The organism is Desulfovibrio sp. X2 (assembly GCF_000422205.1).
Lineage (GTDB): Bacteria > Desulfobacterota > Desulfovibrionia > Desulfovibrionales > Desulfovibrionaceae > Alkalidesulfovibrio.
In genome coordinates this window covers 64,282-90,735 of sequence record NZ_ATHV01000019.1, presented here as the reverse complement: position 1 = coordinate 90,735, position 26,454 = coordinate 64,282, and the positions used below count along the sequence as shown (strand labels likewise).

Annotated in this window: 34 protein-coding genes; all 34 read right to left on the bottom strand. The window is 65.2% G+C overall.

Annotated elements, in window-relative coordinates:
• Positions 1-38: 38 nt before the first annotated feature.
• Positions 39-425: a hypothetical protein gene (locus DSX2_RS07340; protein WP_020880535.1), complete on the bottom strand. Its 387-nt coding sequence runs from the start codon at positions 423-425 to the stop codon at positions 39-41.
• Positions 426-1,274: a hypothetical protein gene (locus DSX2_RS07335; RefSeq protein ID WP_020880534.1), complete on the bottom strand. Its 849-nt coding sequence runs from the start codon at positions 1,272-1,274 to the stop codon at positions 426-428.
• 123 nt (positions 1,275-1,397) lie between these two features.
• Positions 1,398-2,105 carry a hypothetical protein gene (locus DSX2_RS07330; RefSeq protein WP_020880533.1) on the bottom strand — a complete coding sequence of 236 codons (708 nt, stop codon included), beginning with the start codon at positions 2,103-2,105 and terminating at the stop codon, positions 1,398-1,400.
• Complete coding sequence (locus DSX2_RS07325; protein WP_020880532.1) at positions 2,105-2,344, bottom strand: hypothetical protein; 240 nt, start codon at positions 2,342-2,344, stop codon at positions 2,105-2,107. Before DSX2_RS07325 ends, DSX2_RS07330 begins: the two co-directional genes overlap by 1 nt.
• On the bottom strand, positions 2,341-2,520 hold the full coding sequence (locus tag DSX2_RS07320; RefSeq protein WP_020880531.1) for a hypothetical protein: 180 nt from the start codon (positions 2,518-2,520) through the stop codon (positions 2,341-2,343). The genes DSX2_RS07325 and DSX2_RS07320 overlap by 4 nt, the downstream gene beginning before the upstream one ends.
• A gap of 7 nt (positions 2,521-2,527) precedes the next feature.
• Complete coding sequence (locus DSX2_RS07315; protein ID WP_020880530.1) at positions 2,528-3,925, bottom strand: hypothetical protein; 1,398 nt, start codon at positions 3,923-3,925, stop codon at positions 2,528-2,530.
• Positions 3,922-6,525, bottom strand: coding sequence for a hypothetical protein (locus DSX2_RS07310; protein WP_020880529.1), 2,604 nt, complete (start codon positions 6,523-6,525; stop codon positions 3,922-3,924). The genes DSX2_RS07315 and DSX2_RS07310 overlap by 4 nt, the downstream gene beginning before the upstream one ends.
• The gene (locus DSX2_RS07305) at positions 6,526-8,910 is read right to left on the bottom strand and encodes a hypothetical protein (RefSeq protein ID WP_020880528.1); all 2,385 of its coding nucleotides are present in this window, start codon (positions 8,908-8,910) and stop codon (positions 6,526-6,528) included.
• Positions 8,910-11,036 carry a hypothetical protein gene (locus tag DSX2_RS07300; RefSeq protein WP_152512872.1) on the bottom strand — a complete coding sequence of 709 codons (2,127 nt, stop codon included), beginning with the start codon at positions 11,034-11,036 and terminating at the stop codon, positions 8,910-8,912. The genes DSX2_RS07305 and DSX2_RS07300 overlap by 1 nt, the downstream gene beginning before the upstream one ends.
• Positions 11,037-11,186: 150 nt before the next feature.
• Positions 11,187-11,813, bottom strand: coding sequence for a hypothetical protein (locus DSX2_RS07295; RefSeq protein ID WP_020880526.1), 627 nt, complete (start codon positions 11,811-11,813; stop codon positions 11,187-11,189).
• The gene (locus tag DSX2_RS07290; protein ID WP_020880525.1) at positions 11,810-12,259 is read right to left on the bottom strand and encodes a hypothetical protein; all 450 of its coding nucleotides are present in this window, start codon (positions 12,257-12,259) and stop codon (positions 11,810-11,812) included. Before DSX2_RS07290 ends, DSX2_RS07295 begins: the two co-directional genes overlap by 4 nt.
• Positions 12,256-14,664 carry a hypothetical protein gene (locus DSX2_RS07285; protein WP_020880524.1) on the bottom strand — a complete coding sequence of 803 codons (2,409 nt, stop codon included), beginning with the start codon at positions 14,662-14,664 and terminating at the stop codon, positions 12,256-12,258. The genes DSX2_RS07290 and DSX2_RS07285 overlap by 4 nt, the downstream gene beginning before the upstream one ends.
• Before the next feature lies 1 nt (position 14,665).
• A complete protein-coding gene (locus DSX2_RS07280) occupies positions 14,666-15,235 on the bottom strand; it encodes a hypothetical protein (protein WP_020880523.1) in 570 nt (189 codons plus the stop codon).
• A 3-nt stretch (positions 15,236-15,238) separates the two neighbouring features.
• Positions 15,239-15,706, bottom strand: a complete 468-nt coding sequence (locus DSX2_RS07275) for a hypothetical protein (protein WP_020880522.1) — start codon at positions 15,704-15,706, stop codon at positions 15,239-15,241.
• Between the two features lie 60 nt (positions 15,707-15,766).
• Positions 15,767-16,165, bottom strand: a complete 399-nt coding sequence (locus DSX2_RS07270; RefSeq protein WP_020880521.1) for a hypothetical protein — start codon at positions 16,163-16,165, stop codon at positions 15,767-15,769.
• Positions 16,166-16,192: 27 nt separating this feature from the next.
• Positions 16,193-17,125: a major capsid protein gene (locus tag DSX2_RS07265; RefSeq protein ID WP_020880520.1), complete on the bottom strand. Its 933-nt coding sequence runs from the start codon at positions 17,123-17,125 to the stop codon at positions 16,193-16,195.
• 21 nt (positions 17,126-17,146) lie between these two features.
• Entirely contained in the window at positions 17,147-18,019 is an 873-nt protein-coding gene (locus tag DSX2_RS18275) for a hypothetical protein (protein WP_020880519.1), read from the bottom strand.
• Positions 18,020-18,400: a hypothetical protein gene (locus DSX2_RS07255; protein WP_020880518.1), complete on the bottom strand. Its 381-nt coding sequence runs from the start codon at positions 18,398-18,400 to the stop codon at positions 18,020-18,022.
• The gene (locus tag DSX2_RS07250) at positions 18,393-18,578 is read right to left on the bottom strand and encodes a hypothetical protein (RefSeq protein WP_020880517.1); all 186 of its coding nucleotides are present in this window, start codon (positions 18,576-18,578) and stop codon (positions 18,393-18,395) included. The genes DSX2_RS07255 and DSX2_RS07250 overlap by 8 nt, the downstream gene beginning before the upstream one ends.
• Positions 18,575-20,299 carry a portal protein gene (locus DSX2_RS07245; protein WP_020880516.1) on the bottom strand — a complete coding sequence of 575 codons (1,725 nt, stop codon included), beginning with the start codon at positions 20,297-20,299 and terminating at the stop codon, positions 18,575-18,577. The genes DSX2_RS07250 and DSX2_RS07245 overlap by 4 nt, the downstream gene beginning before the upstream one ends.
• 8 nt (positions 20,300-20,307) lie before the next feature.
• A complete protein-coding gene (locus DSX2_RS07240; RefSeq protein WP_152512871.1) occupies positions 20,308-20,502 on the bottom strand; it encodes a hypothetical protein in 195 nt (64 codons plus the stop codon).
• Positions 20,503-20,536: 34 nt separating this feature from the next.
• The gene (locus DSX2_RS07235) at positions 20,537-21,085 is read right to left on the bottom strand and encodes a hypothetical protein (protein ID WP_020880514.1); all 549 of its coding nucleotides are present in this window, start codon (positions 21,083-21,085) and stop codon (positions 20,537-20,539) included.
• Positions 21,072-21,839 carry a phage DNA packaging protein GP2 gene (locus DSX2_RS07230; RefSeq protein ID WP_020880513.1) on the bottom strand — a complete coding sequence of 256 codons (768 nt, stop codon included), beginning with the start codon at positions 21,837-21,839 and terminating at the stop codon, positions 21,072-21,074. The genes DSX2_RS07235 and DSX2_RS07230 overlap by 14 nt, the downstream gene beginning before the upstream one ends.
• Positions 21,839-22,609, bottom strand: a complete 771-nt coding sequence (locus DSX2_RS07225; RefSeq protein WP_020880512.1) for a terminase family protein — start codon at positions 22,607-22,609, stop codon at positions 21,839-21,841. Before DSX2_RS07225 ends, DSX2_RS07230 begins: the two co-directional genes overlap by 1 nt.
• Positions 22,606-23,175 (bottom strand): terminase small subunit, encoded by a 570-nt coding sequence (locus DSX2_RS07220; RefSeq protein ID WP_020880511.1) that lies wholly within the window; start codon positions 23,173-23,175, stop codon positions 22,606-22,608. The genes DSX2_RS07225 and DSX2_RS07220 overlap by 4 nt, the downstream gene beginning before the upstream one ends.
• 2 nt (positions 23,176-23,177) lie before the next feature.
• Positions 23,178-23,432: a hypothetical protein gene (locus DSX2_RS07215; RefSeq protein ID WP_020880510.1), complete on the bottom strand. Its 255-nt coding sequence runs from the start codon at positions 23,430-23,432 to the stop codon at positions 23,178-23,180.
• Positions 23,429-23,659 carry a TraR/DksA C4-type zinc finger protein gene (locus DSX2_RS07210; RefSeq protein ID WP_020880509.1) on the bottom strand — a complete coding sequence of 77 codons (231 nt, stop codon included), beginning with the start codon at positions 23,657-23,659 and terminating at the stop codon, positions 23,429-23,431. The genes DSX2_RS07215 and DSX2_RS07210 overlap by 4 nt, the downstream gene beginning before the upstream one ends.
• A gap of 1 nt (position 23,660) precedes the next feature.
• Complete coding sequence (locus DSX2_RS07205; protein WP_020880508.1) at positions 23,661-24,140, bottom strand: hypothetical protein; 480 nt, start codon at positions 24,138-24,140, stop codon at positions 23,661-23,663.
• Between the two features lie 4 nt (positions 24,141-24,144).
• On the bottom strand, positions 24,145-24,327 hold the full coding sequence (locus DSX2_RS07200; RefSeq protein ID WP_020880507.1) for a hypothetical protein: 183 nt from the start codon (positions 24,325-24,327) through the stop codon (positions 24,145-24,147).
• A gap of 117 nt (positions 24,328-24,444) precedes the next feature.
• Positions 24,445-24,654 carry a hypothetical protein gene (locus DSX2_RS07195; RefSeq protein WP_020880506.1) on the bottom strand — a complete coding sequence of 70 codons (210 nt, stop codon included), beginning with the start codon at positions 24,652-24,654 and terminating at the stop codon, positions 24,445-24,447.
• Positions 24,651-25,178, bottom strand: coding sequence for a glycoside hydrolase family 24 (locus DSX2_RS07190; protein WP_020880505.1), 528 nt, complete (start codon positions 25,176-25,178; stop codon positions 24,651-24,653). Before DSX2_RS07190 ends, DSX2_RS07195 begins: the two co-directional genes overlap by 4 nt.
• A gap of 129 nt (positions 25,179-25,307) precedes the next feature.
• Complete coding sequence (locus DSX2_RS07185) at positions 25,308-25,709, bottom strand: RusA family crossover junction endodeoxyribonuclease (protein WP_020880504.1); 402 nt, start codon at positions 25,707-25,709, stop codon at positions 25,308-25,310.
• A 152-nt stretch (positions 25,710-25,861) separates the two neighbouring features.
• On the bottom strand, positions 25,862-26,056 hold the full coding sequence (locus DSX2_RS07180) for a hypothetical protein (RefSeq protein ID WP_020880503.1): 195 nt from the start codon (positions 26,054-26,056) through the stop codon (positions 25,862-25,864).
• A gap of 24 nt (positions 26,057-26,080) precedes the next feature.
• Positions 26,081-26,434, bottom strand: a complete 354-nt coding sequence (locus DSX2_RS17540; protein WP_020880502.1) for a hypothetical protein — start codon at positions 26,432-26,434, stop codon at positions 26,081-26,083.
• Positions 26,435-26,454 lie beyond the last annotated feature (20 nt).

Here is a 26,454-nt window from a genome sequence, read left to right as displayed (position 1 = left end):
CACGATGCCCTGCGACACGAGAAGAGCCATTCCCCTGGCTAGTACTCGGAGGCTTCGGCGAACACGACGGCGAGGTCGGAGTAACCGAGCCCGGTCGCAATCTCCTGCAGGATGGGGTCTGTCCGTTCGTAGGTGATGCTCTCCTCCCACGCGATCTTCGCGATCATTCGCGTCGTTTCGTCGTCGAGCGCCGCGATTGCGCCGAGCACGTCGGATTCGGGGATTCCGTGGATAGCCATCCAGATGCGAATCTGGCGGCGCGAGATGGAGGACGGAGCAGACGGACCCCACGTACCATCAGCGCCAAGGATCGCGTCGTCGCTCGGTCTGGGCTGGCACGGGATCGCCCCTTCGGGAGGATCGAGGTAGGGAAGAAGTACGATCACGGTGGACTGACCGGGAAAACCGTACATTTTGTTTTCCATCTAAAACCCCCTCGTTACGATGATTCGTGCATATGGAGCGGTGATAGTCGTACCATCTTCAGGAGCCCCTGTACTTGTCGGTACTGATCCAAATGGTTGCCCCGTCAGCATGATGATCGTGCTATTGTAGATTGTGCTCTTCGCGCCGACGCCCCGAGCCCCGTTGAATACCCAGTTCGGGTCGAACCAGTTTGCGCCCTTGATCTGCGTCACGAGTGACACGGGGCATCCGTAGTACGGATTCGCCATCGTGTACTGCATCTGCTGTGCGACCACTCCGGTCGGTGTCGGGGTAATAATCGTCGTCACCCCGGGGTGTGTCATGTACAATGCGGAGAGGACACCGCCGACGACTCCAACGTACCCGACGTAAACACGATGTATCTTTGCATTGCTCGCATTAAGCATCGTATTCTGTGCTATCAGGAACACATCGCCTGTTCCCACGCGCCTGGCGTTGGAATACTCCGGACTCGCGGATGTCGGCGCAGCCGCGCTCAGGGTGCCGTCCTCGGCCACATCCACCGCCAGGTAATACGAGCCGTTCGTGGTCGGAATTGTCCACGTCAGGTTCGACGTAAGCTCCTCGCTCAGCCTGTTTTTCCCCGGCCCGTCTCCGGCGCAGACCTGGAAAGGGTTTGAGGCGTCCGCCGACAGAGTGACGACCTGCCCTGAGAAGGAAAGGAAGTTCGGCGTCACGAGGTCTTCGTAGGGGGAGCCCACTGCGGACGCCAGTTTGCACTTGACGATGGTCTGCGGCTTACCGGAATTGATGGAGTCTATCTGAGCTTGTACGCCGGAAATAACGCCCGGCAACCCGTCCACCATGCTGATCGGCATCTTACTCACGTTTTACGCTCCTACGCAGTATGCAGCGTGCACGGATTCCACGACACGCCGTCGCTGATGTATATATTTACGTTGTGCCACAATGTTCCGTCGCTGCGGTCTCCCATTCTTGGGGGGCGCCCTTTACTGCTTCCAGGTCCCGCCGACATTCAGGGCCGGGGTTGCGGTCTTCCAGGTCCCGCCGACGTTGATGTATGGTGTGCAAGTCTTCCATGTACCCCCGACGTTCAAATACACCACGAGGCCGGAAGACGGGGGAGCCGAGTAGTCGTAGACCCCGAGTTCGTCCAGGGCTTCTTTCGGCGGCGTTGTGGTCGATCCATAACCATAGATGGTGGCATACGTGCCGCCAAGAGTGACCCCGGTGACGGTCTGGGAGGCCACAAGCGCGTCTGTGGAGTCCCAAACAGTGATGATGGTCTGCGACGACGCATTCTGCTCTAGACGGACCTTGATCCGCGTTCCGGAGACGGAAAGCCACGCCGCGTAGCTGATGGTTGCCAGCGTGGCGTACTGGCGCTTGAGGTAGATTTTTCCCGCGGTATTCAGATCGACATATGGACCGTCGGGGGTGGTGGTGGCCGATCCAGAGTTGCATATCCCGATAATGATCTGGGGGTTTGTTCCCCCGGCGTAGGTGATCGAGAATTCAACGTAGACCTGCTGCGACGCCAGATCAACGGAGTACGGAGCGGAGTAGTTTTGAAGGACGAGCTGTCCGCTCGACGTGATGAATTGGTACGCGCTTCCCTTCACCCAAAAAGTGGGTGAGATGTTTTCCAACGCCGTCCCGTCGGTAACGGAAAAGTCGGAATACCACAGGGTGGACATTACAGATCGACCTCATAGACGCCGTCAATGGCGAGCACCCGCGCCTTCGTCGCTTCGTCGATATCGCAGACGACCTCGCAGGAGACGGGAACGTTGTCCACGACGACCCATGACCGGGTTGTGCAGTTGATATTGAGCCCGTCGAGGAAGTACATGGCCTTCGGCCAGTAGTTGGGGGGAGTCTCGGAGCCTTCTTCGCCGCCATAGTTGATGACCGGAGAGAAGAATGCGCAAGTCACGGTGTGTCCTCCAAGTTGATCGGTTGTTCCTGCCCCGTCCACTTCACCGCGAATCCGCGCGCCGCATGGCGCATGATCTGCAGGTCCGTTGCGTTGGGGTGAGCCTTGGCCATGCGGATGCACATGCGAATGTACTCCACGGCCAAAGGGTCCGGGATGTCGAGTTCAATCAGCATGGGGGCGCTACGTGTATTGCAAGTAGATGTCGCCGTCACTTCCGCCGCTCGGCGCCGCCGTGCCTACCGTGATCGTCCGTTTCTGGTTCGCGTTAAGCGTTCCCTCCTTTCCGTCCAGCGCGGTCTGCAAGCCGGTCACGGTGCTGATGGCCTGCGACCCGGTGTGGTTCGCGCGGTCGAGGAGGTAGCTGTCGGCGCTGTTCGCCGTGGCACCGGCCGCCACTCCGGCCAACTTCGTGTGCTCAGCCGGGGCCATCAGCCCGGCATTCGTGCCGTCGGCCAAGGACAACGTTGCGTCCGTGCCGGTATCGCTCGTGACCACGCCCTGCGTCGGGCTGGCCGTGTAGCCGAGATTCGCCACGCCCACGGAAGCCTCGGCCGCGGCCTGGGCAGCGTCCGCGGAGGCCTGCGCCGCAGCAGCAGAGGCAGCGATGGCGTCCAGGTCGCCCTGCAGCCCGGCCACGTCCGAGATGGCGTGCCCGTGGGCGGAAGGAGGATAGGACGAGGGCTTGCCAGATACCTGGTCCCAGGTGACGCTGATGACCTCGCTGCCGCCCTCGGCCAGGGTCGGGATTTCCAGCGTGCAGATGGCGACTACGATTCCGGCGCCCGGCGCCTCGGAGAGCGTGATCGCCCGTCCGGGGATGTCCTCGGTGTAGTCGCCCAGCGCAGGCCACTGATCAACGCCGCCGACCTGCACGACCAGGCGTCCGGAGGTCCAGGTCCACGGGATGCCGCCGACGACAGTCTGCCCGGCCTCGAGGGTGACCACGTACGGCTCTTTCCCCGCCGTGGATACCATCTCTGCCGCCGTGGTCGCGCTGTCCGCCGCGCTGGCGGCGCTTGTCGCCGCGTCCGAGGCGCTGGCCTGGGAGGCGTCACGCGCGGCCTCGGACAGTCCCTGCGCCGTCTCGGCCCCGGCCTGCGCGCTCTGGGCAGCCGTAGCCGCGGCCTGAGCCGCCGCGCGCTCGGACGTGATGTCCTCGAAGGTCAGGGCCTCGGGGTCGGTGACCGGCGCCTTGACGCAGCGGTCGATCTGCTCCTGCAGCTGCTGGTCGATCATGCGCGAGCGGTCGAACTGGCGCTCCACGAGGTCGGCGTCGAAACCGTCCAGGTTCACGAGGTCCAGGTCCTGCACGAGCACGAGGTCACGGTACAGGGTCAGGAGTTTTCCCGACGCGAGCGGGGGCCCGGACACGGGGTAGAGGACGGCGCCGTTCTGTCCGTCTCCTCCGGACACGGAGTAATCCGTTCCGAGCTCGAGCGTCAGCGGGTTGCTTCCGTCGGAATCGGACACCACGACGATGATGTCCGCGGCGTCGTAGAAGGTGAAGGGAACAGGCCAGGCAGTGGTCAGGCCGTTGCCTGCGTACTGTTCGCGCGACAGGGTCGTGGCAATGGTCATCGGAAACCTCCTCCGTATCGGATGACGTGGGATGGTGTGATGTCGCCGAAGATCGGGAGCGTAAGATACTTCTGCCCGAACTCTTTCTTCATGCGCCTCTCCCGTCTGGAGAGCGTGCCGGGGCTCATCATCTCCTGGACATGGAAGAGAGCCGCGTAGTCGAGCGCGGCGCGTGTGTACCAGAGGTTGATGAACGGCGTGTTGTTGAGCGCGAGATAGAAGGCGTCTCCTGCCCTGGCATCCCCGGAGCGCATCTTCTGCCAAAGGCTGATGGCATTGGCCGCGGTTCCAGCCGTCGGACCTGCGATGCTCTCAAGGGGGGAGTTTCCGAACCTGCTGGCCTGGCCGAACAGATAGTCTCCGTAGATGCCAGCCCCGCCGCTCTGCGCCGCCGCGGCTATCCATGTGGACATCTTCTGCGGGTCACGAGGAGTCTTTCCCTTCACGAAGTCCTTGGCGACCATGGCCGCGTAGCCGAAGATCAATGATCCTGCGATCAGGTGCGTGACTCCTGCGAGGTCGCGCGGGCTCCCGCCGCGCTTGTAGACCTGGCCACCGAGGATCCGTTGCATGTAGGCGATGGGGAAGGACTTGAACTGCATGACGAAGCGTGCCACCTCGCCGGACAGAGTGCCAGGCTTTGTCCCCTGCAGCATGAGGGCACGGGTCCTGTCGTCAGGCTCAATCACGGCGTTCATGGTCTCGTCCGCGTAGATGCCCATGAGGTCGGTTTCGAGGCGCTTCCGTGCATCTTGACGCGCGATGTTCGCCCGACGCTCGAACTCCTCGCCAGTGTAGCGCTGCGCCAGGGACGTGAGGCGGTCGCGCAGGAGCAGCCCGTCCAGGGAATCGACGGGAATCCTCCGCGCCGACTCCGGGAGCAGGTAGAGCCGTCCGTCCTGGGCGCGGTGCATCTCGACGGATCGGACCGCCTCCCACTGCGCTTCTTCCCACCCGTGGCGCCGGAACATGGCGCGTAACTCCTCGGGGAGCTCGGGCCAGGTCCTGCTGGTATGGTCCGCGAGATGGGACGAGAACATGCGCGCGTATCCGGCCTTGAGGGCATCGGTCCAATAGGTCAGACCGGAGGCTCTGAACATCGTGTTCATCAGGGAAGACATCTGGCCGGGCATGGAGTCCTGTGCATGCCAGCGAGCCGAAATCTCCCCGAGCACGCCGTCGAACATGGTCCCGAGCATGGACGCGATCTGCCGCTTCTCTCCCGTGTCGCGGCCCTCGAGGAGTGCGGCGAAGGCCTTCCCGTAGGCCTCGAAGAGATTCATGCCGTCATGGCGCGCGGCCATGGCGTAGGTCATGAGATCGGCGACCGAACTGAGCACGGCACCACCGAGCTTGGCCAGGGACTGTACGGCGCGGACGCTGCTCGCCACCTTGGCCGCGCTCACGGACTCGGGGATAAGCGTTTCCCCCAGGACCTCGGACAGGGCGATGCCGATTTTTCCGGTGCGCGAGGAGATGTTGCGGTCGAGCTTGGCAATCCGCGCTGCTTTCTCTTCGGGAGCGAGAGTTGCGTCCTGCCGGATCCTGCGCTTCGCGGATTCCACCACGCTCTTGAGCATGTTTTCCGGGTTCGGCCCCAGACGCTCCATGGCCGCGGCAGAGCGCGCCGCCCGGTCGAGATGGTTGACCACGCCGGTGAAGACGTTCCCGCGTCCGAAGCTCGCGTGGTAGTCGAGGAAGGCGTCAGCATTGCGGAAGTGCAGAACACGATTCTTGCCCATGCCCCGCGCCAGGTTGCGCGGCCCCAGGAACTGGCCCTTCTCGGCCGCGCTCACGGCCTGGCCTCGCCCGGTGACGATGTTCTCGTAGACGTCGCCGAGGATGGCCCGGGCCTCCTCCGGCGTCGCTCCCTCGAACGAGCGCTCGAGGTCGAGGAGCGGCATGGTCCGCTCGACCCACGCCTCATGCCCAGCTTCCAGCATCTTGGCCGCGTCGTGCTCCTGCGGGGCCCATCCGTCGAGCTTGCCGATCATGGCCCCGGCCTCGTTTAGGCGCTGACGCGCGATCTCGCTGTACTTCGAGAAGATGGAGGCCACAAAGCGCGCGTCATCGCTTCCCGTGATGCCCGGTCGTCCCTCCGGCTTGATCTCGTACATCTCGCGCACCACGTCGCCGAGGAAATCCTTGTCCCTGCGCAGCAGCTTGAAGACGTGGGCACGATCCTGGAGTTCCGCAAAGGCCCCGCCGAGCCACTGCCGGGCAATGGCCAGCCGGTCGCGCGAAACTGATCCGCGAGCGTCGAACGCCTCCTTGTAGGACCCATAAAGCATGGACAAGATGCCCTCGACGGTGTTGCCTCCGGTCTCGGACTCGAAGCGCGCGAGGCGGGCGTCCAGTTCCTGGCGCCGCAGGATGTTCAAGGCGGCCTGCTGCCGCTGCTTGGCCGCGGTGATCTTCGCCTGCTCCGCCTTGCGCGACACGAAATCCGCCAACCGCTTCTCCATGCGGTCTGTCTGGCCCAGGGCGCGCAGGCGCTCCCGTTCCGCCAGGACCATGTCCACCATCTCGCGCGCGTCCGTCTCGGACATGCCCGCAGCCTTCACCGAAGCCACGCAGTCGGCTCGCGTGATCTGAGCCATCTATTCCACCGCCTTCGCCAGGCATTCCGCTGCGGACAGCCCGGCCTCTTCCATGCTCTGAGCCACGTCGGAAGCCCTGCCCGCCGCGTCGAGCTCGTCTGCCTCAGCCGCGGTCAGTTCTCCGAGTTCGCGCATGCCGTCGATCTCGGACATGACCTCCGGCGCCAGTTCGGAAATTTCTCCCTGCCCTGCCGCCGCGACATCGCCGGGAGTGCCTGCGGCTGCCTTCGGAGCTTCGAGAGGTCTGTCAGCCTCCGCCGTGCGCCAGTCGACAACACGCCGCGTCTCGGGGGGCTCCACGTGGCCGTCCGTGGTCCAGCGCAGCGCGGCCCGGGCCACTGCCTCGGCATCGTAGTCGCGCAGACCGGGGCGATTCCCGAGCCATTCCCTGATCATGTCGAGCACACGCGACCAGATGCCGCGCTCGGCATCGGTCAGGTCCTGTCCAAGGTCGACCTTCTCCGCCAGCCTGGCCACGTACTCCTCGGCCGCAAGACGAGCTTGCCGCGCATCGGAGATGTCCAGCCCGGAAGACTCTGCCGCGGCGCGGAACTCCGGCGTCTCCCCGGCTCCCTTGATGACGCTCTCCTGAAAGTCGGACATGGCCTCGTGCCAGTTCTCGCCGTGCAGCTCGCGCATGAGACCTCGCAGGCCAGCATGGCCACCCTGCTCATGCTGCCAGACCTCGCGGGCCCGGGTGCGCAGGTAGGAACCAAGGGCGTCCTCCGGAACTCCTGACCGGATTCCGTCAGCCACGAGCCAGACTTTTCCCTCGCGGGGGTCATAGACGCCCTCGGGCGCGCTCGGTAGGCCACCTGCCCACTCCTGCAGGTGCTCCGGAAGATCCTTCGCGCTCTGCACGATCTCGACGGGAGCGGCGTTTTTGCTGGATTCCTGAAGTGGTAAGACGGCTTCGGAGATGGCCTTGACGTCGCCACCTCCCGGGACTATCTTTTCCTTGCCCGGCCCGGTGGGAATGAAATCGAAATCGCCCGCCGCGTATCCCCCGCCACGTTCAACCGACGGACGAGGAGAAGCCGGGCTCCTTTTTTTAGACGCCTCTCTCCCCTTCCCCTCGTCCACGTACATCGTCACGAGCCTAGATTCCGGGTTCTCTCCCCATGCCGATGTCGCGAAGACCAGTTGATTGCCATCCTCGCGAGGAATGCGCCACTCGCGGTGCACGCCGTCGTTGATGGTCGGATCGTAGTCGCGCACGAGTTCCGGGAGCGCGGTCACGTCATCCCGGCTTACGCGAAGATGCGCCGGAGTCGCCGCATTCTCCTCCCCGTGCCCGAAGATGATCTTGACCAGACCACGGCCGCGCCTCGTCCCCGTGAGCTTCTGCATCGCCCGGCCCTGGACGACGATCTGCCCGTCCTTCTCGATGGCCGGTCCACGCTCCACGAGCAGGCGCTGAATGTCTTCTGGTTCGATGCTGGCCAGGACCTCGTCAGCCGGTCCGCCGAGCGGTTCCGAGTGCACTTGGTCATATGCCCGGGCCAGTCGATCACGCTCCCGAGCGATCACGTCCGCGTTGGCATCAGCTACGGGGCGCACGTCGACGGGGTCACCTGCTGCCGCATCGGAGAGGGCCTTTTCCTGCACCTGACCGGCCACGCGCCTCGCCTCCGGGGAGGAGGATTCTCGCGCGCGCCTGATGTCTCCCAGCCTGTTCTTGACCGCCTGTCCTCCCATACCGATGAGCCCGCCGAGAGCGGCGCCGAACATGATGTCCGTGGCCGCGTCCTGCCAGCCGACGTCCTCGCCGCGGCTGTGCAGGTCAGGCAGCACGACGGCATCGGCAGCGGCGGTGCCGAGAGCAGCTTCCCCAGCGGCCAGGCGCGCCCCGCGCCACAGGCTCTCACCCGCTTTGATTTCCCCCAGGCCGATGAAGTTGACCGGGTCTGGCAGATTCCCGAGCAGGGTTGCCCCGAATCCCAGGACCTGCCCGATGGCTCCACCGCGGTAGCGCTGCACGAGGCTGTCGCGATATCGCCTGTCGTCGAAGTCCTCGGCCATGAGCTGCGCACGCACCGGGGTCATCTTGGGCGTGAAGGGGATACCCTCGCGATACCATTCCGATGCCTTCCACTGCTCCTCGGACATGCGGTGCGGGCGCAGCGGGTCGTACCCCCCCGGCCCCCACCTGTCGCGCTTGTCCGTGTTGTACTCGGGCTTGTCGTCTCGGTAGCTCAGGCCGTAGGCATCCCGCTCGGCATGCCCGATGCGCACGGAGTCGTATGCAGCACGAGTCGTAGTGAAATCAAATCCTTGCGATAGCTTGGCGCCAAGGTACTCGCCGGTAGGAGTGGGACGGTTCTCCGCCTCGCTCCGGACGTCGTACTCGTCCTCGGTGGTCGCTGTGATGGGGAGGACGATCATCAGTCCATGCCCTCCAGCCCAGAGAGGCCAGCAGCCCAGTCCGATACGCCTTCATCTGGCTGTGTCGCGCCGAGGGCGTCCCATGTCAGGCGCACAGGCGCCCCGTTCTTTCCAGAGACGGCCAGGCCGCTCGGGCCGATCAGGATCAATCCGTCCCCGTCGGGAGAATTGATCCACGTCGCCGATCCGAGGATATCTGCCCGGCGCTCGCGCCACTTCCTCGCGCCGAGTTCTCCCGCCTGCCAGGATTCGAGCCCGTCCACGACGCTCTGACGCGCAGCGCGCAGCTTGCCGCGCAGGGAATCCGTGTCCGTCCCCTTGGGAAGTATCACGGAGGCGAGGCCGTCCTCGCTGAACGATGGATAGAGCTTGTCCACGAATCGAGCCGCGGCCTGCGGATCGCCCTTGAGCATGGCGAAGCGCACGAGGGTGTTCTCCATGGCTGCGGTCTGCTCTGTCGCTCCTGCCTGCCACGGTTGCAGCCTGGACAAAGACGTCGCCGCGTTCCACGAGTCGCTGTCTCCGAGAGCCGTCAGCACCTCATTCTTGAACTGCTGCGGCGTGGTCCCTCCCTGCTTCATACTCGCGGGGAGGTCTGAGTCCTTCATGCTGTCTGCCTGGACGAAGAGGCGGGCATCTGCCCTGTCTCCCTGGTCAAGGGCGGACTGAGCAAGTTGCGCCGTGGTCAGGCCGAGTTCTCCCAAGGCCTGGGCCTTGTAGCGTCCATACTGGTTCAGCCCCTCGAGGACGGAGAGCTTCGTGTCCGCGTCCGCCTCCAAGTACTGGCTGCGCAGGCGCTTGGCCTGATCGGAGTCGAGGACGCGCGGACGGAACAGGGGGTTCCCCTTGGCAAGGTCGGTCTGCAGCTTGAGGCTGTAGGCCGTGGCCGACTGGATGTCGTCCCCGGCGTGTCCCTGGTAGCGCGCCTGAACGGTCGGAGCCACGAATCCGGCAGGGTTCTCTTGGAACTGCCGCGCCTGATCTTTCACGGCCCTGATCTTGGCCTGACGCTCGCGCTCGTCCGAGGCTATCTGCCGCTCGACCCCCTCTCGCAGGTCCAGAACCTGTTTCGCGCCGGTCTGCCCGGGCACGATGGTGAATTGCCTCTCGGCCTCTGCCATGCGGTCCTCGAAGGGCATGGTCGACGTCGAGTGCAGGAAGTTCCGCACCTTGTAGGCCATGGAGCGCGTGCGCTCGAAACGGGATGCCTCATCCGGGGCGCCGAACCTGCGGTACTCCGCCGCGATGTCGACCGGTCCCTCGCTGCCAGTCTCCTGAATCGAGGCCAGGACGTCCGCCTCGCGGTCTCTGAGGGACGCCACGTAGAGGCGGCGCTCCTGGTCCTGCTCACGCTTACGGCGCTCGTCCTCTGCCCTGATGACCGACTCGACATGCACGATGGTCCCGGGACTGAATTTCCCGGGACTGAGCAGGTCGTTCTGCAACCGAGCTTTGTCCTCCGGATTCTCCGCGGAGTCGATGGCCATCTGCGCGCGGTTGATGCCTGCGAGGATCTTCTTGGCCTCCTCTGGCCTTGCCGTGGCCGTGCTGGCCAGCCATGTGTCCCAGAACTTACGCAGGCGCGTGTCCCAGGCCGGGCGAAGGTTCTCGGGGACGGGATCGCCGGGGTTCCACCGGAAGTCATCCGGCGTGTTGTTGCGGACGAACTGGTCTTTGTACTCCTCGATTGCGGTGACCACGGCCTGCGCCCGGTCGGCGCCGGGCATGGTCGAGATGACGCTCTGGACGTTCTGGAAGGCGGCAGAATCCTGGTTCAGTTTGTAGCGGTTGACCTCCTCGTCCTCGTGCCCCTTGATGGTGTTGTAGTGGGCCGCCATCCTTGTCCGCAGCTTGTTCTCAACCATGGGCCGCACATCGTCGCCGTACTTCGAGGCGAGCTCACCGATGCGCTCCGTGGCCCACGCGCGGTAGTCGTCACCAGAACCCTGCGCGTCACGACCCTGGCGGTACTGGTATCCCTGCGCCCCGTCAGGCTGTCCCGCTCCCGTGATGCGGTCCATGCTCGCCGAGTCGAAATTGATCGCGTCGTCCTCGACCGAGCGCATGATCTGTCTGGCGTTGGCCTCCATGGCGTAGTCAAAGACCTGCCCGCCAAGGGCACGCATGTCGGCGCCAGACCTTCCCAATGCGGCGCTGCCAGCAATCCACGCCGATGTGTTCGAGCGCGGGTTGGCCTGGGGAAGACCACCGGGGACGTTCCACGCGCCCTTCTGGTCGGCGGAGCCTATGATCTGGAAACGTGACATGCGACCTCCCTATGCGTACCCGCCGATCATCTCCTGAGCGGACCTGCCGCCCATGGACGTGGCCGACGTTCCGGTCGTGATCCCCAGGTCTGTGGTTCCAAAGTTCAGAAGACCCTTGCTGTACGCCGTGACGCCAGACAGCGCGGTCGACCCGATGCCCGCGAAGAGGGAACCGTACGCCGCGGATCGAGTCGCCTTTGCCTGCTGGCTCGCCTCCCATTCCGCCAACCGTCCCTGGCTCTCGTCCAGCGTCGCCCCGGTCAGGAGCTCCCAAGCCTGCTCATCCCCCGACCAGCGTTCGTACTCGGCCAAGGAAGCACGGTCGGCGGCGGCCTGGCCGATGAGATCGAGCGGGCTTCCGTCGTCGGTGTTGACGTCGACCCCGGATGCGGCCATGCCGGCGCGAATATGTCCGATGTCGATCATGCCCTGCTCTTCCTGGCCCCTGGCGTTCTTCTCCGCGAGTTGCTTGGCAAGTCCGGCCTGCTGTCGCTTGAGACTCGCGTTGTACTCGTAGATCTGGCGCGTGTACTCGCCCTGCTGTTTCAGGGCGGATGCCTGGGCCTGCTGCGCCTGGAACTGAGCGACAGTGCCGACGGTGCTCAGGGCCAGCCCGGCAACGATGAGACCGGTCATGCTGTCCTCCTCCTCACGCGCGCGTAAAGGTCGACGTCATCGCCCGTCGGGCCGTAGGCTTCGAGGGTCGCCTCGTAGTCCAGGCCCACGTGCTGCATCCATCTGGCCAGGGATTCGTCACCGGACGGGATGATGGCCTGCACGCGGTGCAGATGTTCTTTCTCTTCGACGACGCCGAGGAATCTCCTGACGGCATGGCAGTAGCTGAGGACGTACCGCTGCACGCGCGGTGTGCAGAGCGTCCAGGCCTCCCCCACGCCTCGCCAGGGGATGACCACCCCTCCGGAGGCCACGAGCTCGTCGCGGTCGTCAAGCAAGCTGAAGGCCGGGCCCATTGCCGCCTGAGCCTCGACCCTGTTCCAGTAGTCGGGCATGGCGTCGGAAAGCAGACTGCGCCGCGCTTCCTGACCCGACCACTGCGCGATGTCGAAGGTGACGATCTTCATGATTCGACCTGCAGTTGCATGGTGATGGCCAGAATGGTCATGGGCAAGGGGCTGTCCTGGCGAACCAAGACGGACAGACCGCGCCCGCTCCCACCGTTGAAGGGCACGCGCTTATCACCCGTGAAGAGGTCGACGGCTGCCCCCATGTCCATGTCCGACGTCCGGAACATGACGTCTTGGAGGTGTGCCTCGTCCGGCCCAACCTGCAATCCCAGGGTCTTGAGCATGCGCACGTTGACCGCGTTGATGCGACGGGTGCGGCCGATGGTGCTTCCGATCTGGTCCTGCGTCTCAGGCTGCATGGTCTGCAGGTCCGAGACGTAGCCGATCCCGGCGTGCACGATGGCCGCCGGTCGCTGCAACTCAATCTCGCCTGAGGCCCATTCCCTGCTCGCCCAGGACACGGAAGAGGAATCGCCCACCGTGACCTCCGGTTGGACCATCCCGTCCGCCAAGACCTGCACGGACCTTCCTTGAAGGTGGTCAAGACCGGAAATGAAAGTCGAGAGCTTGGCCCAATGGGAGGTTGCAACGCCTTGCAAGGCTCCAGGGACATCGGTGAGGAGCCTTACCCCCACCTCTCCAGCTGCCGTGAAGGTCGTGATCTCGACCTCGCATGCGGTTCCCGGGTCCATGTCTCCTGTCGCGAGCGAGGAGCGCAGGCGGTATCTGCGGCCGACGTCTTCGGAGGTGAACGGTGAATGACCGATGGCGCTGAGCGTGGCAGCCTCACCGTGCGTCCAGGACTCTGCCGCGAGGCTCATGGACAATTCCCCGTCCATGTTCCATGCGTTCGCGGACAGGCCGGAATCGACGAAGAATGCATCTTCGGCGTGGCCCCCCCGGAACACCTCGTCCAGCCGCTCGAGATAGTAGCGGGTCTCCCCTCCGACCACGCGTCCGACGACGAACCACACTTCGTCCTCGCGCAGCCCGGGGATGGATGCAACGCAGGCCACGGTACCGGACGTCTCGTGGCGCGACCAACCCACCACTTTCTGGTCGCGGATGTAGGCCATGCTGAGCAGCGTTCCGTCGTCGCAGGCCATCCACACCGTGTAGGCGGGAGACTGCTGCCAGACCCAGGATGCGATGCGCCTGTCGTGGAGCATGTGCTCGGCCAGGACAGACAGGTCGGTGGCCATGTAGCCGTCGGTGTCCAGGGTGTACATGAGCTCCCTGACTACGTTCCCCGGCCGCTGAACGAACAGAATGGCGTTCGCCGTCGGCAGAGGGGCTATATCCGCGCTGCCGTGCACCGTCTCGCGCGATGTCTCGACCGAGGACGGTGTCAGCGGGTCGCCTCCGGATCCTGACATCGTCCATTCTGCCCCCACCGTGCCGATCAGCAGCTTGCGCTGCACTGTCGCCAGCCAGACGATCTCGTTCAAATTGTCCGCTGCGATGTCGTAAGTCACAGCGTCATCGTCCTTGAGGGGATTGGAGACGTTGAAATTCTCGTAGTTCGCGCTCTGCGATCCCCAGATTTTTTGCGGTGCGTTGTTGGATCGAGCAAACATCAGGCGTTGCTCGAAGAACTGCGCGGCCTTCGGTTTGTCCCCCGATCCGCTGAACGGATTACGGAACTTCGGGGCCGTGTCGTCGGTGTCCGGAGTCTTCTCCCCCTTGTCATCGTACGTCGTCCCTTCAGCCACGCCGATCCAGCCGAAGACACCATTCTTCTCGCGGTAGACGTTGTACTCCTTGGCCCCGGAGACGGCCGCCCAGGTGACACGGTTGAAGTTCGTGCCCGAGAGGGTGGCGTTACCACTCGCCGTCGTTTTCTCGGACGAGGGGACCGATTCCTCATCCGTCTCGTCCTTCACGGCGGTGACCACGTAGGTGTAGGTCGTGCTTCCAGTCGTTCCCTGCGGGACCACTGAACCGCCAGTAGGAGCCGAGATGGATGGACCGAACACCACGCTGGCGATGGTCCAATTTGTGTGCCCGAGGCGCGAAAGCTTTTGAGGGGCATACGCCGGATGCGTGATGTACATCACGTCCGCGCTCTGGCAGAAGCGCAGCGCCCGGATGTCGTCCATGCTCGTGTAGGGGATGTCGATCTCGTAGGGGATGCCTCCGGACAGGACGGGCCCGGGGCTGTCACCTCCCAGATGAACCCGCATTTTCCCCTGTCCGGAGGCGTTGAGGTAAAACTCGAGCATGTAGGTCTGGCCAGCGCTGACGGAAAACTCGAAGCGCACGAGATGCGAGGCGACGGCCGGATTCGCGCACTCGAAGATGAAGCGCATGCCAGGCCTGCGGAACGCCGGGCCCTGAGGCCAGACGTTGAAGTTCAGGAGCACGGCGCAGCCAGAGCCGCGGCGCTCCTGGTCCACGCGACCGGCCATGAGCGGCGAAAGCTCCCCGGCGTTGAACGAAGCCTGTGTCAGGTACGCGCTCATCTTACGTTGTCCTCACCCGGATCCATTCCGACGTCTCCGGCTCCTCCGGCTCACCCTCGGTGGCATCCACCTCCTCGGCCATGGCCAGCCAGTTGACGTACATGCTCAGCATGCGCTGGCTCTTGCTCTCGCTCTGCGACATGGGCACGGCCAGAAGCGAGGCCAGCAGGAATGAGAGTGTTCGGGAGAAGCGGCCCGTGAACAGGGAAACGTCGGTGACGTTGGTGGTGTAGATGAGCGTGACCGATGGCTGGTCGGTCAGAAGGAGGTCGCCCGCGACCTCGAATGGAGCGCTCATGTCGTCGGCTATGGACCGGGCCTTGACGCAATCGGAGGGGACCTTGAAGGCATAGGCCCACCGAGACGTCGGGGAACTCGGCATCATGGCCAGGGCCTGGTACCGAGTCGCGAAGTTCCACTCGTGCGCCTCAAGCGTCTCGCGGCGCGCCGTGTCGTAGTGCACGGCGCACAGGGAAGCCGCTTTGGTGTTCTGGTCGAGCGAACTGATGACCTCCTCCCCGATGGATGTGAGCGCCATGTTGCAGATGCCGACGACGCTGAGCGCGCCCATGGTTTACTCCGTGGCCTGGCCGGACGGGGCCGGGTTCTGGGGCGTGGCCGAGGCGATCATCTCCTTGAGCTTGGCGACGCCGGTGTTGGGGTGCGGGTTCATCCCCAGAGAACGGGCCTGCTCGATCAGGGCGGCCCTGTCGTCGTCCTCGGTCGCTCGGGGCGGGGTGTTCCCGGACTGCGCAGCCATCTTCGCCAGGGCGAGGAAGCGCTCATGGGTCTTCACGTCCGTGGCGAGATCGGGCATGGCGTCCTCGGTCATGCCGAGGTCGGCCATCTGGCGGCGCAGGTCGAGCTTCTTGGACACGGCCTGCTCGTTTTCGGACTTGGGATCGAGGTCGCGAGTTCCTACGCGCTGGAACTGCGGGGGGACCTTGATGCCCTCCGGGAGCTCGCGCTTGCTGCCCTTGAGGTGCAGGCGACCGGACGAATCGGTGCAATCATCCTGCACGTGGTAGGTATGCATCTTCATGTCGTTCTCCGTGTTGCCCGGTCCGCGCCAGGAAGGGCGAGCGCGGCCCGGGCTTTGGGGTTAGTGGGGCAGGAAGTTCAGGACGACGTCGACCTTGCCCACGGCGCCGGTGTCCGTGGTCGCGATGTTGACCTTGGAGTACTTGCGCAGGTCGCTCGGCAGGCCGACGAACATGACCGGGTCGCCCGCCTTGAAGGTCATGGCGCTCGCGCCGGCGGTCTTGGTCCGCGCGGACACGGCCGTGAAGGTCACGTTGTCGGCGCTGTCGAGCACGGTGACGGTGATGGACTTGGTGGTCGCGATGGAGATGTCGATGTTCGCGAGAACGGCGATCTCGACGCCGCCCATGGAACCGTTGAACTCCTTGGCCCCGCCGTTGCCGTCGGCGTTGGTGTTGAGAGGCAGGACCTGGGCCGCGGCCAGATATTCGCCGGACTGCTTGAGGTAGTTCTTGTACATGTAGTTCTCCTTCTCCTCGCCTGCCGACTAGGACAGGGTCACAGCGGACTCGGTGCCGTCGAGGAAGTTGTAGGACGTGACGATGGGGATGCCGTTCCAGGCATCGAAGGTGCGGTCCAGGTCCTTGCTGGCGGGCATGGTCTGCAGGCTGCCCACGCCGGGCGTGGTCCCGTCGCCGCCCTTGTACTTGTTGAGGAAGTTCTTGCAGCGCATGTGCATGAAGAGCTTCGTGTCGCGGCTGTCGGCGCGGACGTTGGCGAGGATGTCGTCGATCTGCGCGGGCGTCGGGACATGGGTGGAATCGATGTTGACGATGGCGGCCACGGTGCGCGGGTCGGCGATCTGGACGCCGAAGTAGCCCTTGAGCCGCATGCCGTAGACCAGGACGCCCGAGGAGTTCTTGTACAGGCCGCCGTTGTTGATGGGCATCAGGTCCAGCAGGCCGTTGCGCATCGCGAACCCCTCGGGGCTGTAGAGACCGCAGGTGACCTCGGGCTCGAAGCGCACGGCCAGGATGGAATAGCAGTTCGCGGTGGCGCTCGCGCCGACGGCCTTGCCCTTGTCGATGGCGAACTGGCGGAAGTTGTTGTAGAGGATCGCCTTCTCCGCGCTCATGCCCGAGGCGCGCAGGATGGCATCCATCTTCTTGGCGAAGTACTTCTCCTTGCCGCCGAACATGCGGGCCTTGTCCTCGGGCACCTCGATCTCGCCGCCCATGATGCCGAGGTCGACCTTCTTCAGGTCGGAATCGGCGCTCACGCTCGGCAGCGCGGCGTTCATGTCCACGAACCCGGCGCCCACGATGTTCGTCATGTCCTCGTAGGCGTTCCACAGGCCGTGGCTCGCCGCGGAGAAGGGAATGACGTCCAGGATGGGGGCCTTCTCGGTCAGGGTGTCGATCTGCTTGGCCTGCTTCTTGGCCTCGTTGACGGCGAGGTCCTTCAGGGTGGTGGAGCTCATGCGCTCTCTCCTTGCTTTGGTTTAGGTGTCGGACAGGGCCGCCTTTTTGAGGGCGGACGTGACCCATTGCTCGTTGGTCATGGGCTTCTCGTCTCCGGCGGGGGAATCGTCCCCGCCGCCGAAGCTGGCTTCGTTGGTGGCCCCTTCGAACCACGCCAGCATCTTGTGCAGGGCCGGGGAGAGGAACGCGCGGCTGGACGAGAGGGCCTGCGAGATGCCGGGGAACTTGGCTTCCAGCTTCTCCATGCCCGCGAAGCTTTTGGCGGCGTTCTCCTCGTAGGTCTTGCCGGGCCAGGCCTTGCGCAACTCTTCCCGGCAGACATCCATCTGCGCATTCCACGATTCCGTGTCCGCGCGCATCTGCCACTCGGCGAGCTTCTGGACCAGACCGGAGGGCAGATTCTCGGCCACGGCGAACTGTTTGAAGCTCTCCAGGGCGAGCGCGTCGGCCTCCATGCCTTCGGGCAGGTTCAGGGCCAGGTCCTCGGCCTTGGACACGGGGGAGCCCCACGCCTCCCGCTGGTCGTGCACGACCCTGGCGAGTTCGGCCACGTCCTTCACGTCCTTGAGGTGCGGACTGACGCGAAGGTCCTCGGGCAGGCTGGCGTGCCAGTCCTGCGCTTCGGATTCTCCGGGCTTCGCAGGCGTGGTGCCGTCTCCCTGGGGCTGCCCATCCCCCAGGAGGCTGCTGTTGAACGCAGGCGCGGGAGAACTCTTGCCGTCGGGGGAAGCGCTGCTTCCCTGGGGCTTGTCTCCCTGCGGCGTGGGGGTGGAGGGCGTGGCGCCCTGGGCCTCTGACGCGGGCGCGGCAGGCGGAGTCCCAACCGCATCTCCCTGACCGCCGTTTCCGGTGGGTGCCTGCGACGGCGCGGCCGGGGTGTTTTCGAGTTCCATCTACGATCTCCTTCCCTTGAGGGTTCTCGCCGCCTCCTGCGCGGCCTCCCGCGCGGCAACGGCCATGAGCTTGAGGTAGAGCCCGGGCGCGGCCATGGACATCTCGGCCTCGCGGGACCTGGCGTAGTCGGCCAGGGCCGCGTTGGCGTAGACCTGCGCCCCGGTCACGAAAATGGGCGCTGGAGTCGCCTGCCCACGCCAGTGCCAGAGCACGCGCAGGCCCTCGGGGGTGGACATGACCGCACGCAGGTCCTCGAGGTAGCGCGCGAAGTGCGGCGCCTCCTGCGGGTCCATGTCTCCGGTCCATTCGTCCTCGCCCCCGAACACGTCGAGCCCCAAGACCTCACCCATGATCTTCAGCTCGGTGTCGATATCAGCCATGCTTGAAACTCCAGTCGGCGGCCGTCGCCCCGCTCAGCCCCAGAGGCTCGCGGATGACGACCTTGATGTCCTTGGTCTGACCGCAGCGCGGGCACCGGAGACGGTTCATGGCCTCGGACGTGGTCCAGACCTCTCGGCAGACGCCGCAGGTGCAGCGCTTTTCGACCGTCGTGCTCACTGCGGCCCTCCCTGCATGACGGAGTCGCGCAGTTCTGTGAGGGCATTGCGCCCCTCCATGTTCGCTCCGGAAAGGTCGCGAGCGGCCTGCACAGCGGCCATGCCCTGCTGCATAGCGGCGGCCTGCTGCGCCTGCTGCTCGCGGGACTGCCTGATATCGGCCACGGCACCGTCGGAACGCACGAGGTCTGCCGGCGTGCCCATGATGTCCGCGAGGTCGTCCACGGCCTGATCGAGGTCGATCTTGTCCATGATCTCCGGATGCCCCGTTGTCTGCGCCACCTGGCTGGACACGGCGACAAGCTGTGTGATGGACTGCGCTCCCGAGAGCTTCTGCGCCTGCGAGAGCATGGACACGTACTCGATGACGAGCTCGCCGCCCTGCACTGCGTAGGTCGCGACCGCGCGAGGCTGCCTGGGGATACGTCCCTGGCGCTCCATCAAGCGGTAAAGCCTGATGATGAGCATGCCCAGAAACTCGGACTGCAGCCGCTCCACGATGGGACCGAGCATGAGCAGCTTCTCGGCCTGCTTCTCCATGATCTCCGTGGCCGTGACGCCGGAGCGCTCCATGCTCGAGATCATCAGGAAGAGGTCGTTGAAAAACCCGGAACGGATCTGGTTGCGCACGTCCTCGATCACGGCCGTGACCTCGGCGATGGACACGCGCGCCTCGTAGAGAGGAGCCAGGCCGTCGGCCTGCTGCGGGTTCACATAGTTCTGCCCGCCCGGCACGAGGTTCAGCCTCTTGGCGAACTTCGAGGGCACGCGCATGGGCGGCCGAAGCCCCAGGTGCACGGCCTGCAGCCGCCCCTTGGCCATCTCCTGCAGCATCTTCACGTCGGGCAGCACGGTCATGCCCGGGCCGCGGCCGTATTTCTCGGAACCGGTCACGTCCCACCGCGGGCAGAGGAATGGAAACTCGTTGAACCCGGACTCCTCGAGGAGGTCTTCGTCATCGTCATCGGCTCCGGTGGAGATCACCGAGTACAGTGCCCACGGCATGTTCCGCGACCCGATCTTCCCGGGAGAGGCATCGGCACGCGGCAGGACGAGCCGAACAACCTCGACCTTCTCGTCTCCTCCCGATCCCTTCTTTCCCCCGCTGTCCTTCAGCTTTTCGCGCATCTTCGGGGGGAGCTTCTCCTCGCCCCACTTGTCCGCGATCTGCCTGAGCGTCATTTCGCGACGCACGGCCACGGTGTTCACACGGCCCTGATGGTCGCAGGCCCAGGAGAACTCGCCCGCGGTGTAGGTGTGGAACCTGGCGCCCCAGGTGGTCCCGTGCTCTTCCGAGGCCTCGGAGAACATGCAGGCCGAGGCGAATCCTCCGAGCTCGAGGTAGAGCGCGTGCGCGCACTGGTAGAAGTTGGACCGGGCGAGCTCTGCGTAGAGGACCTGCTCCACTGCGTAGAGCCATGCCCTGACCCCGTCCGCCTCGCGCAGGGCGTCGTCACGCACGCCCAGGCGGAACCACGGCTTTGCCGGGCTGGTGAGTCCGCCCATGAGCCCAGCGGCGAGGATCTGGTGGGCGCGCGTGGCCGTGGAATCCACGATCTTGCCCATGCGCTTGCCGCCGTCACCGGGCTGATCTCTTCCCGCCCACCTTCCGCGGTCAGGGCACACGTAGTCCGAGACGTCCTGCCAGTGATCGTCCCAGGACTGCCGCGCGGCTTCCAGTTCCGCGACTTTGTCCAGGACCTGCTTGCGCGTGAGGGACATGCGTCCTCCTACTCCCCGAGCAGGGTCTTCTTCTGCGTGGTGGCCTGCGAGGTGTCTCCGAGCGCTCCCGTCAGGATGGTCGATTCACGACCCCTCGCCTGCGCGGCTGCCTTCTTGGCGTCGGACCTGGCAGTGCGTTCGGCCTCTGTCTGACCGTCAGTTTCGGTCGGGACCTCGGGCGCAGGCGCCGGCGTGCTGATCACGGCCGGTGCCTTTGCCTTCGGCGGTGAGAAAAAGCTACCCATGGGACGCCTCCTTGAGGAGTTCTGCGGTGATGTAGTTGACGGCCAGGCCCTCGGTGCGGCCAGCGTGCTCAATCCATGCGCCGCCAGGCAGCACGCCGAGCGTCTGGAACCCGAGACGCCGACCGAACGACAAGGCCGGGGCATTGGATTCCGGGAGCATGCCGTAGACCGTCTGATAGAGCGGACGCCCATCGCGACATGGCCATGCGAGCAGGCTCTCGAGGAACAGGCGCGCCAGCGGCAGGGCGTGGCGGCGGCCGTGGCGGAAGAAGCAGAAGTGGATGCGCACGGCGCGCCCGGCCTGGTCGGTGAGCCAGGACATGGCCGCCGGGAGCCAGTCCCCGCCACCTGGATAGCCGACATAGAGCTGCGCCCGCGAACGCATTGCCGCGTCGAAGGTCTCGGCGTCGCGGATATCCCCCTCGTAGAAGACGGATGGCACGAGACCGTCTCGCTCAAGCATGTCCCAGAGGAGGCGCGTGATCGGCTGCGTGCACTCGCCGCAGACGTGCAGGATGGTGTAGCCGTCAGACCCACGCATGGGCATCGTCCTCCCCGAACATGTCGTAGTCGCCACGCGCGCGTTGCGGCATCTCTTCTGCGCCGACAGGCCTGACCCTGGACACGTCCTCTCCGGACATGACGAGGTAGCGGGTTGCATCCATGAGGTGGTCGCGCTCCTTGACCACCCGACCGTTCTCGTCACGGCGATAGAGGCGGTACTCCGCGAGCCAGGAGGCGAGACTCGCAAAGACCTTCAGCCTGCCGGTGGAGAGGAGGCTCCACACGCGGTAGATGCCCGCCTCCACGGCGTTGTCGGCGGGCGCGAGGTCGAGGCCGAGCCCGAGGTAGATGTCCATGAGCCTCCTGCCGTCTGCCTGGGATCGGCCCCGGCTGGCAGGGTCGATGACCCCAGGAATCCAGTCTCCAGGAGCGCGCAGGCCGTGGGCTTGGAGCTCCGGCTCTGCCTGCCCCCGGTAGTGCTCGGCGTAGAGGTAGATGACGCCGGTATCCCGGTCCCATGCGCCCCATACTGCGGCTGTTCGGTTCCAGCCCACGTCCAGGCCGTAGGCGCGCGGCCAGTAGTTCGGGATCTCGAAGGGCGCCACCGTGATCTCGGTCTCGGGCACCGGATAGATGGCGCCCGCGCCGAGTTGCGGCACGCCCCGCGCCCTCGCCTCGCGCAGATGTGGCGGGGTCTGCTCCCAGAGTTCGCGCTTCTGCGCGGCCGAGAGATGCGGCACGTCGTCCCAGGTTGCGGTGACGAGGTACTTTCCGGGCGCGACCAGAGGCATCAGGACACCTCCTGCGCAGGATCTTCCGGGACCTTTCCGTCTGGCATGAACTGCAGGACCACGTCCGTGAGGCCCATGAGCGGGGTGAAAGTCAGGAGCACGAGGCCGTCCGTGGTCATGGTGCGCATCAGGCACTCGGCGTAGACGTCCATGGGCGGCTCTTCGTCGAGCCAGATGATGTCCTGCTCCGTGCCCTGAAACGCCCGGCGCTTCTGGTCGTAGGACTTGAACTTGCAGATGGAGACGCCGCCCGAGGCGTGGCGCACGTGCACGGCGTCGACGGCATCGGCCACGGCCCCGCCACGGCGCACCACGCGCACGATCATCTCCCCGGGGATGAGGCCCGTGCCCTCCTGACCGGGCTCGCCGAGCAGCTTCTTCTGCACGATTTCGCGCACTGATTCTGTCGTGTCGCCGCAGGCCCAGGCTCGCACGGTGTGCACGAAGCGGCGGCCCTCCCACCAGTCTGGGTAGAGGCCGGTCAGGTGGAGGGCCATCTCGTAGCCGCCCACGCCCTCGGTCTTGCCAACGCGGTTGGCGGCCAGCATGAGGCGCTGACGGCAGATGGACCCGGCGCTGAAAAATTCCATGTGGCGCGGATAGAGCTCGCGCCGCAGCGGTCCTTCGTCCGGGTACATGGTCGCGATCTTGCGCATCTTGTTGCGCCTGGATATCTCCCTGACCATGGCATAGGCGCGCTCCTGCTCCTCGCGGGTCAGAGCGGCGAACGCCTGCGGGGAGACGTCGGGCATGGCCATCAGCTCGATCACTGCGGCCTCCCGACCGTGGAACCCACGAGCGCGCAGAATGCGCCCGAGAGTTCGCCGTCGCTCATGGTCTTGACGTCGAGCTCGCCCTTGACGTTGGCGTCGACCTTGTCGGTGAACATGGCCAGGTGTCGTCCGAGGAGCTCGAGGGCCTTCAACTTGTCGCAGGTCTTGAGGCCGAGCGACCCGCCTTCCTTGGTGCGCGTTTCCCTGACCTCGGACACGAGCGCCGCCTCGTCTGCGGTCAGCTTCTCGCTGTCCTTGAGTTCAACGCCGCCCGGGCCCCACTTCATGACCCGGCGCGGGTCGCCGAACGCCACGCGGGCGAGCTCTGCGACCACCATGTCCTGCGTCACCTCGGTGCGCTGCTGGCGGGCTGCCATGGCCTCGCGTACGGCCTTGGCGACGTTGGGCTTGGCGAGGAGGTCCACGGCCGTGCGGTCAGCGCGGCGCGCGCTGTACCCGGCGCGGATTGCGGCCTGCGTCCCGTTGAGGTCCACAAGGTATTCGCTCACGAAACGCGCCTGCGCGGCGGTCATGGGCGTGTCCTCGGTGATCTTGTGGGACATGATCAGTCCCTCGCCCCGTGCTGCTTGGCGCAGGCCACGGCCTGGGCATTGAGGCGGTCGTAGAGGGCGGAAATGTCGGCCTTGGCCTCGGCCAGCTCGCTTTTTCTGGCCATGTCCTCCCACAGCGTCTCGCGCAGGGCGTTGACGTCGGCGCGCAGCCCCGTGAGGGTCGCCTTGAGCCCCCAGATGGCGATGGCCAGGAGACCGTTGAGGAGCACGGACACGAGCAGGATGGGGAGCGAGCTTTCGGCGATCATTCCGTGCCTTCCTCGTGGATGGACTGGCAGCGTATGCACCGGCTGCATCCCTGGACGGCCATGATGCGGTCGAGCGGGATGGCGTCGCCGCACTCGCGGCAGAGGGGCGTTCCTGACACCCACATCGGTCCCTCGTGGTCCGTCTCGATCATCCGCTGCCGCCGCGCCATGGCCTCGGCCAGGACCAGCGACTCTGCCGCCTGGGCATCGTCGATCACGTCGGCCATGCTACCCGGCCTCCTTCCTGCCGCCGAAGTTGAGCTTCACGGCGCCCTTGTCGAAGGCGCTGCGGCCAAGGAAGTAGTAGCCGTAAACCCACCCGCCCATCTCGGTCAGCGTACGGAGCTTGTCCTCGGGGACACCGGTGGCGAACACGCCGACCATGATCGCCACGGTGATGCCGAGGAGGCAGAGCGGGCGCACGTTCTTGGCCAGCCAGGAGTCGGACTTCATGTCCGCCTCGTGGCGGCGCGTGAGCTGTTCCTGAAGTCCTGCGGAGTAGGAGTTGAACGCCTGTTGGAACTGGAGTTGGATGTCAGCCTCGGCTTGGATGCGCGCGATGGCCTTCTCCGGATCCTGCTCTCCGGTCAGCGATGTGGCGATGGAGACGGCCTTGTCGGCCACCTCCCCCGCCTTGTCCCCGCCTATCCAGCGCGTGATGGTCGGAACGATCCCGGCCAGCGCTGTGATGATGGTGATGGGGTCCATGCCCCTACTTCCCCGTGACCTTGGAGCGGATGTCGGCCACGGTCTTCTGGGCCTGGGCCTTGATCTCCTCACCCTTGGCCTTGACGTCGGCCTCGATCTCGACCGCGCGGGCCTTGATCTTCCGGCGCAGGAACCAGCCGACGATGCAGAGAATCAGGACGATGGCGATGACGATGTAGATGCCCATACTTGGCCCTCCGTTTTCCCACGGAGGTTAGCACTGGTGTTTTCACGACGATGAGCCAGGGCAGAACCAGGGCAGAGCCAGGGCAGAGCCAGGGAGGGGGTTGACAGGGTTTCAGTGTCAGGCGCTTTGGTGATTTCTCCCCCGGTACCACGCCCACAGTTCCGCAGCCTCGGCCCTCGCGACGTTGCGCTCGTCACGCACGATGGGAGCCCCCTCATCCTCCCACGCGATCAGGGTCTTTTTTCCGACCTTGAACTCTTCCCCGATGACGCTGTGCCCCACGAGGATGCGGATCGGCCGCGGTATGGCATCCTTCCCCGTGCTCATGCCCATATCCCGTTACGCATGCGTGCGGACAGTTCTCGCGCCCGCGCTCCGACCTGGCTTGCCCACAGGCTGTCCAGCATCTCGTCAGCCGCTGCGCGGTAGTCCCCTCTCTCGGCCGCAGCCAGCATCCGTCGAAACCCGGCGAGCTTTCCGGAACCCATGTTGAAAGCCATGTCGGCCAGCACGAGGAAGCGCGCGTTGTCGAGCGTTTCTGACCAGGGCCAGCGGCGCAGGATTTCTCCTACCGCGTCCTCTACCTGGGAGCGCAGAACGTCTCGCGCCTGCGTCTCTCCCCACTCCATGCCAGCCTCGCGCAGGGCGTCGCGCAGAGGTTCCCCCGTGAGATGCGCCGTAACCGGGCGCAGGGAGGTCGGAATGAACTCCCGATGTGCCTCGAGGTTGCAACCGTAGCCGATGGAACAGTGCCCCGTCGGGCAGAGGTAGGGGCGCGGCTCGAAGCCTTCTTCAACCGCGGCCCTGTCTGCCAGCGCTCCGATGATCTCCTGTCGTCTCAACTCGTCCATTTCCGCCCTCTCCGTTTTTCATTCCCTGTGCCCACACATCCGCGCCGTCTACCGGGGGATGGCAGGCTCTGCACACCCATGATCCTCCGGCCGTGCGCCAGAACTCCGTCCCGCCGCAGCTTCCGCAGGTCATGCCACATCCAGTCTCAGTTGATCGTCGAGCACGCGCACACTGACCCTGGCCTGCCCAGGAGAAGCGACCGGGCCACGCACAAGGGTGATCTGGTCAATCTGCGAATCGTCGTGCCACACCCCGGCCTCGGTCATGGCGTCGAGCAACGCCTTAAGGCTGTTGTCGATGTCGCGCGCTCTGCGGTCCGGTGCCACGAGGACCACCTCGACGGCGAGACGTCCGGCCAAGCGGCAATGAGCGGGCAGCCGCTTGCCCACTTCCACGGCCACGGCCTTCTTGTACTCGCGTCCGGCCTTCGAGATGAGCGTGGCTACCCGTCCCCCCATGACCACGCGGCGCCAGTAGTGGTTGACCGAGGGAGGCCACGGGAGGATGAGGCCGATGATCATGCCGGGCATGCTGTGCTCCTGCGTTGCTTGTTTCGTCCCATCGTGCCGCGCCTCCCTGGCCATCCACTGAGCGAGCCCGCCCGCCTCTCGTACTTCTGCTGCCGTGACCATGGCGCTCCTCCGAGTCCCGGGGTGAGCATGCACCCACCCCGGGGATATGATCAGGCCTCGGCCTTGTTGCAGGTGTAGATGGGGCTGACCCTGGTCCGGCTGTGCAGACCGCACCGGATGGTCTGGTACACGCCCTCCTTCTTCGCCTGGGCGTGCTTGCATTTCTGGCAGCTCACGATAGGACGCCCCTGGGAAGAACGGTAGCTGTCCTCGCGGTGCCACCGCGTGATGTAGTTCTCGGACATGGTCTTCTCCTTGTCGGTTGTGGACTACGCCTCGGCCTTGCCCTCGACGCCGCGCATCATGCGGTGACGCGTGCGAGCCTGAAGCTCGCCGAGGCATATCCTGGCGTGGTCCAGCGCGGCCGCGTTCTCGGTACAGGCGAACGGCACGGCCTGGAAACCCTCGAGGCGGTCGATGACGATGGCGAGCAGGGCCTCGTTGGTGATGCCGGGGTGGTCGAGGCTGACGAAGACGAGATGCTCGATCTCGTCCAGGCCATCCTTGCCCGGGTAGATTATCTCGTACTCCTGCTCCGCGCCGCCCGTGCCGACCTCGCCGAGTGCCGTGATGACAGGCTGCCGGTCGCCCTCGTGGACGTGATGCGTCGTGATGGTTCTCATGGTCTTTCTCTCCTTCCGGT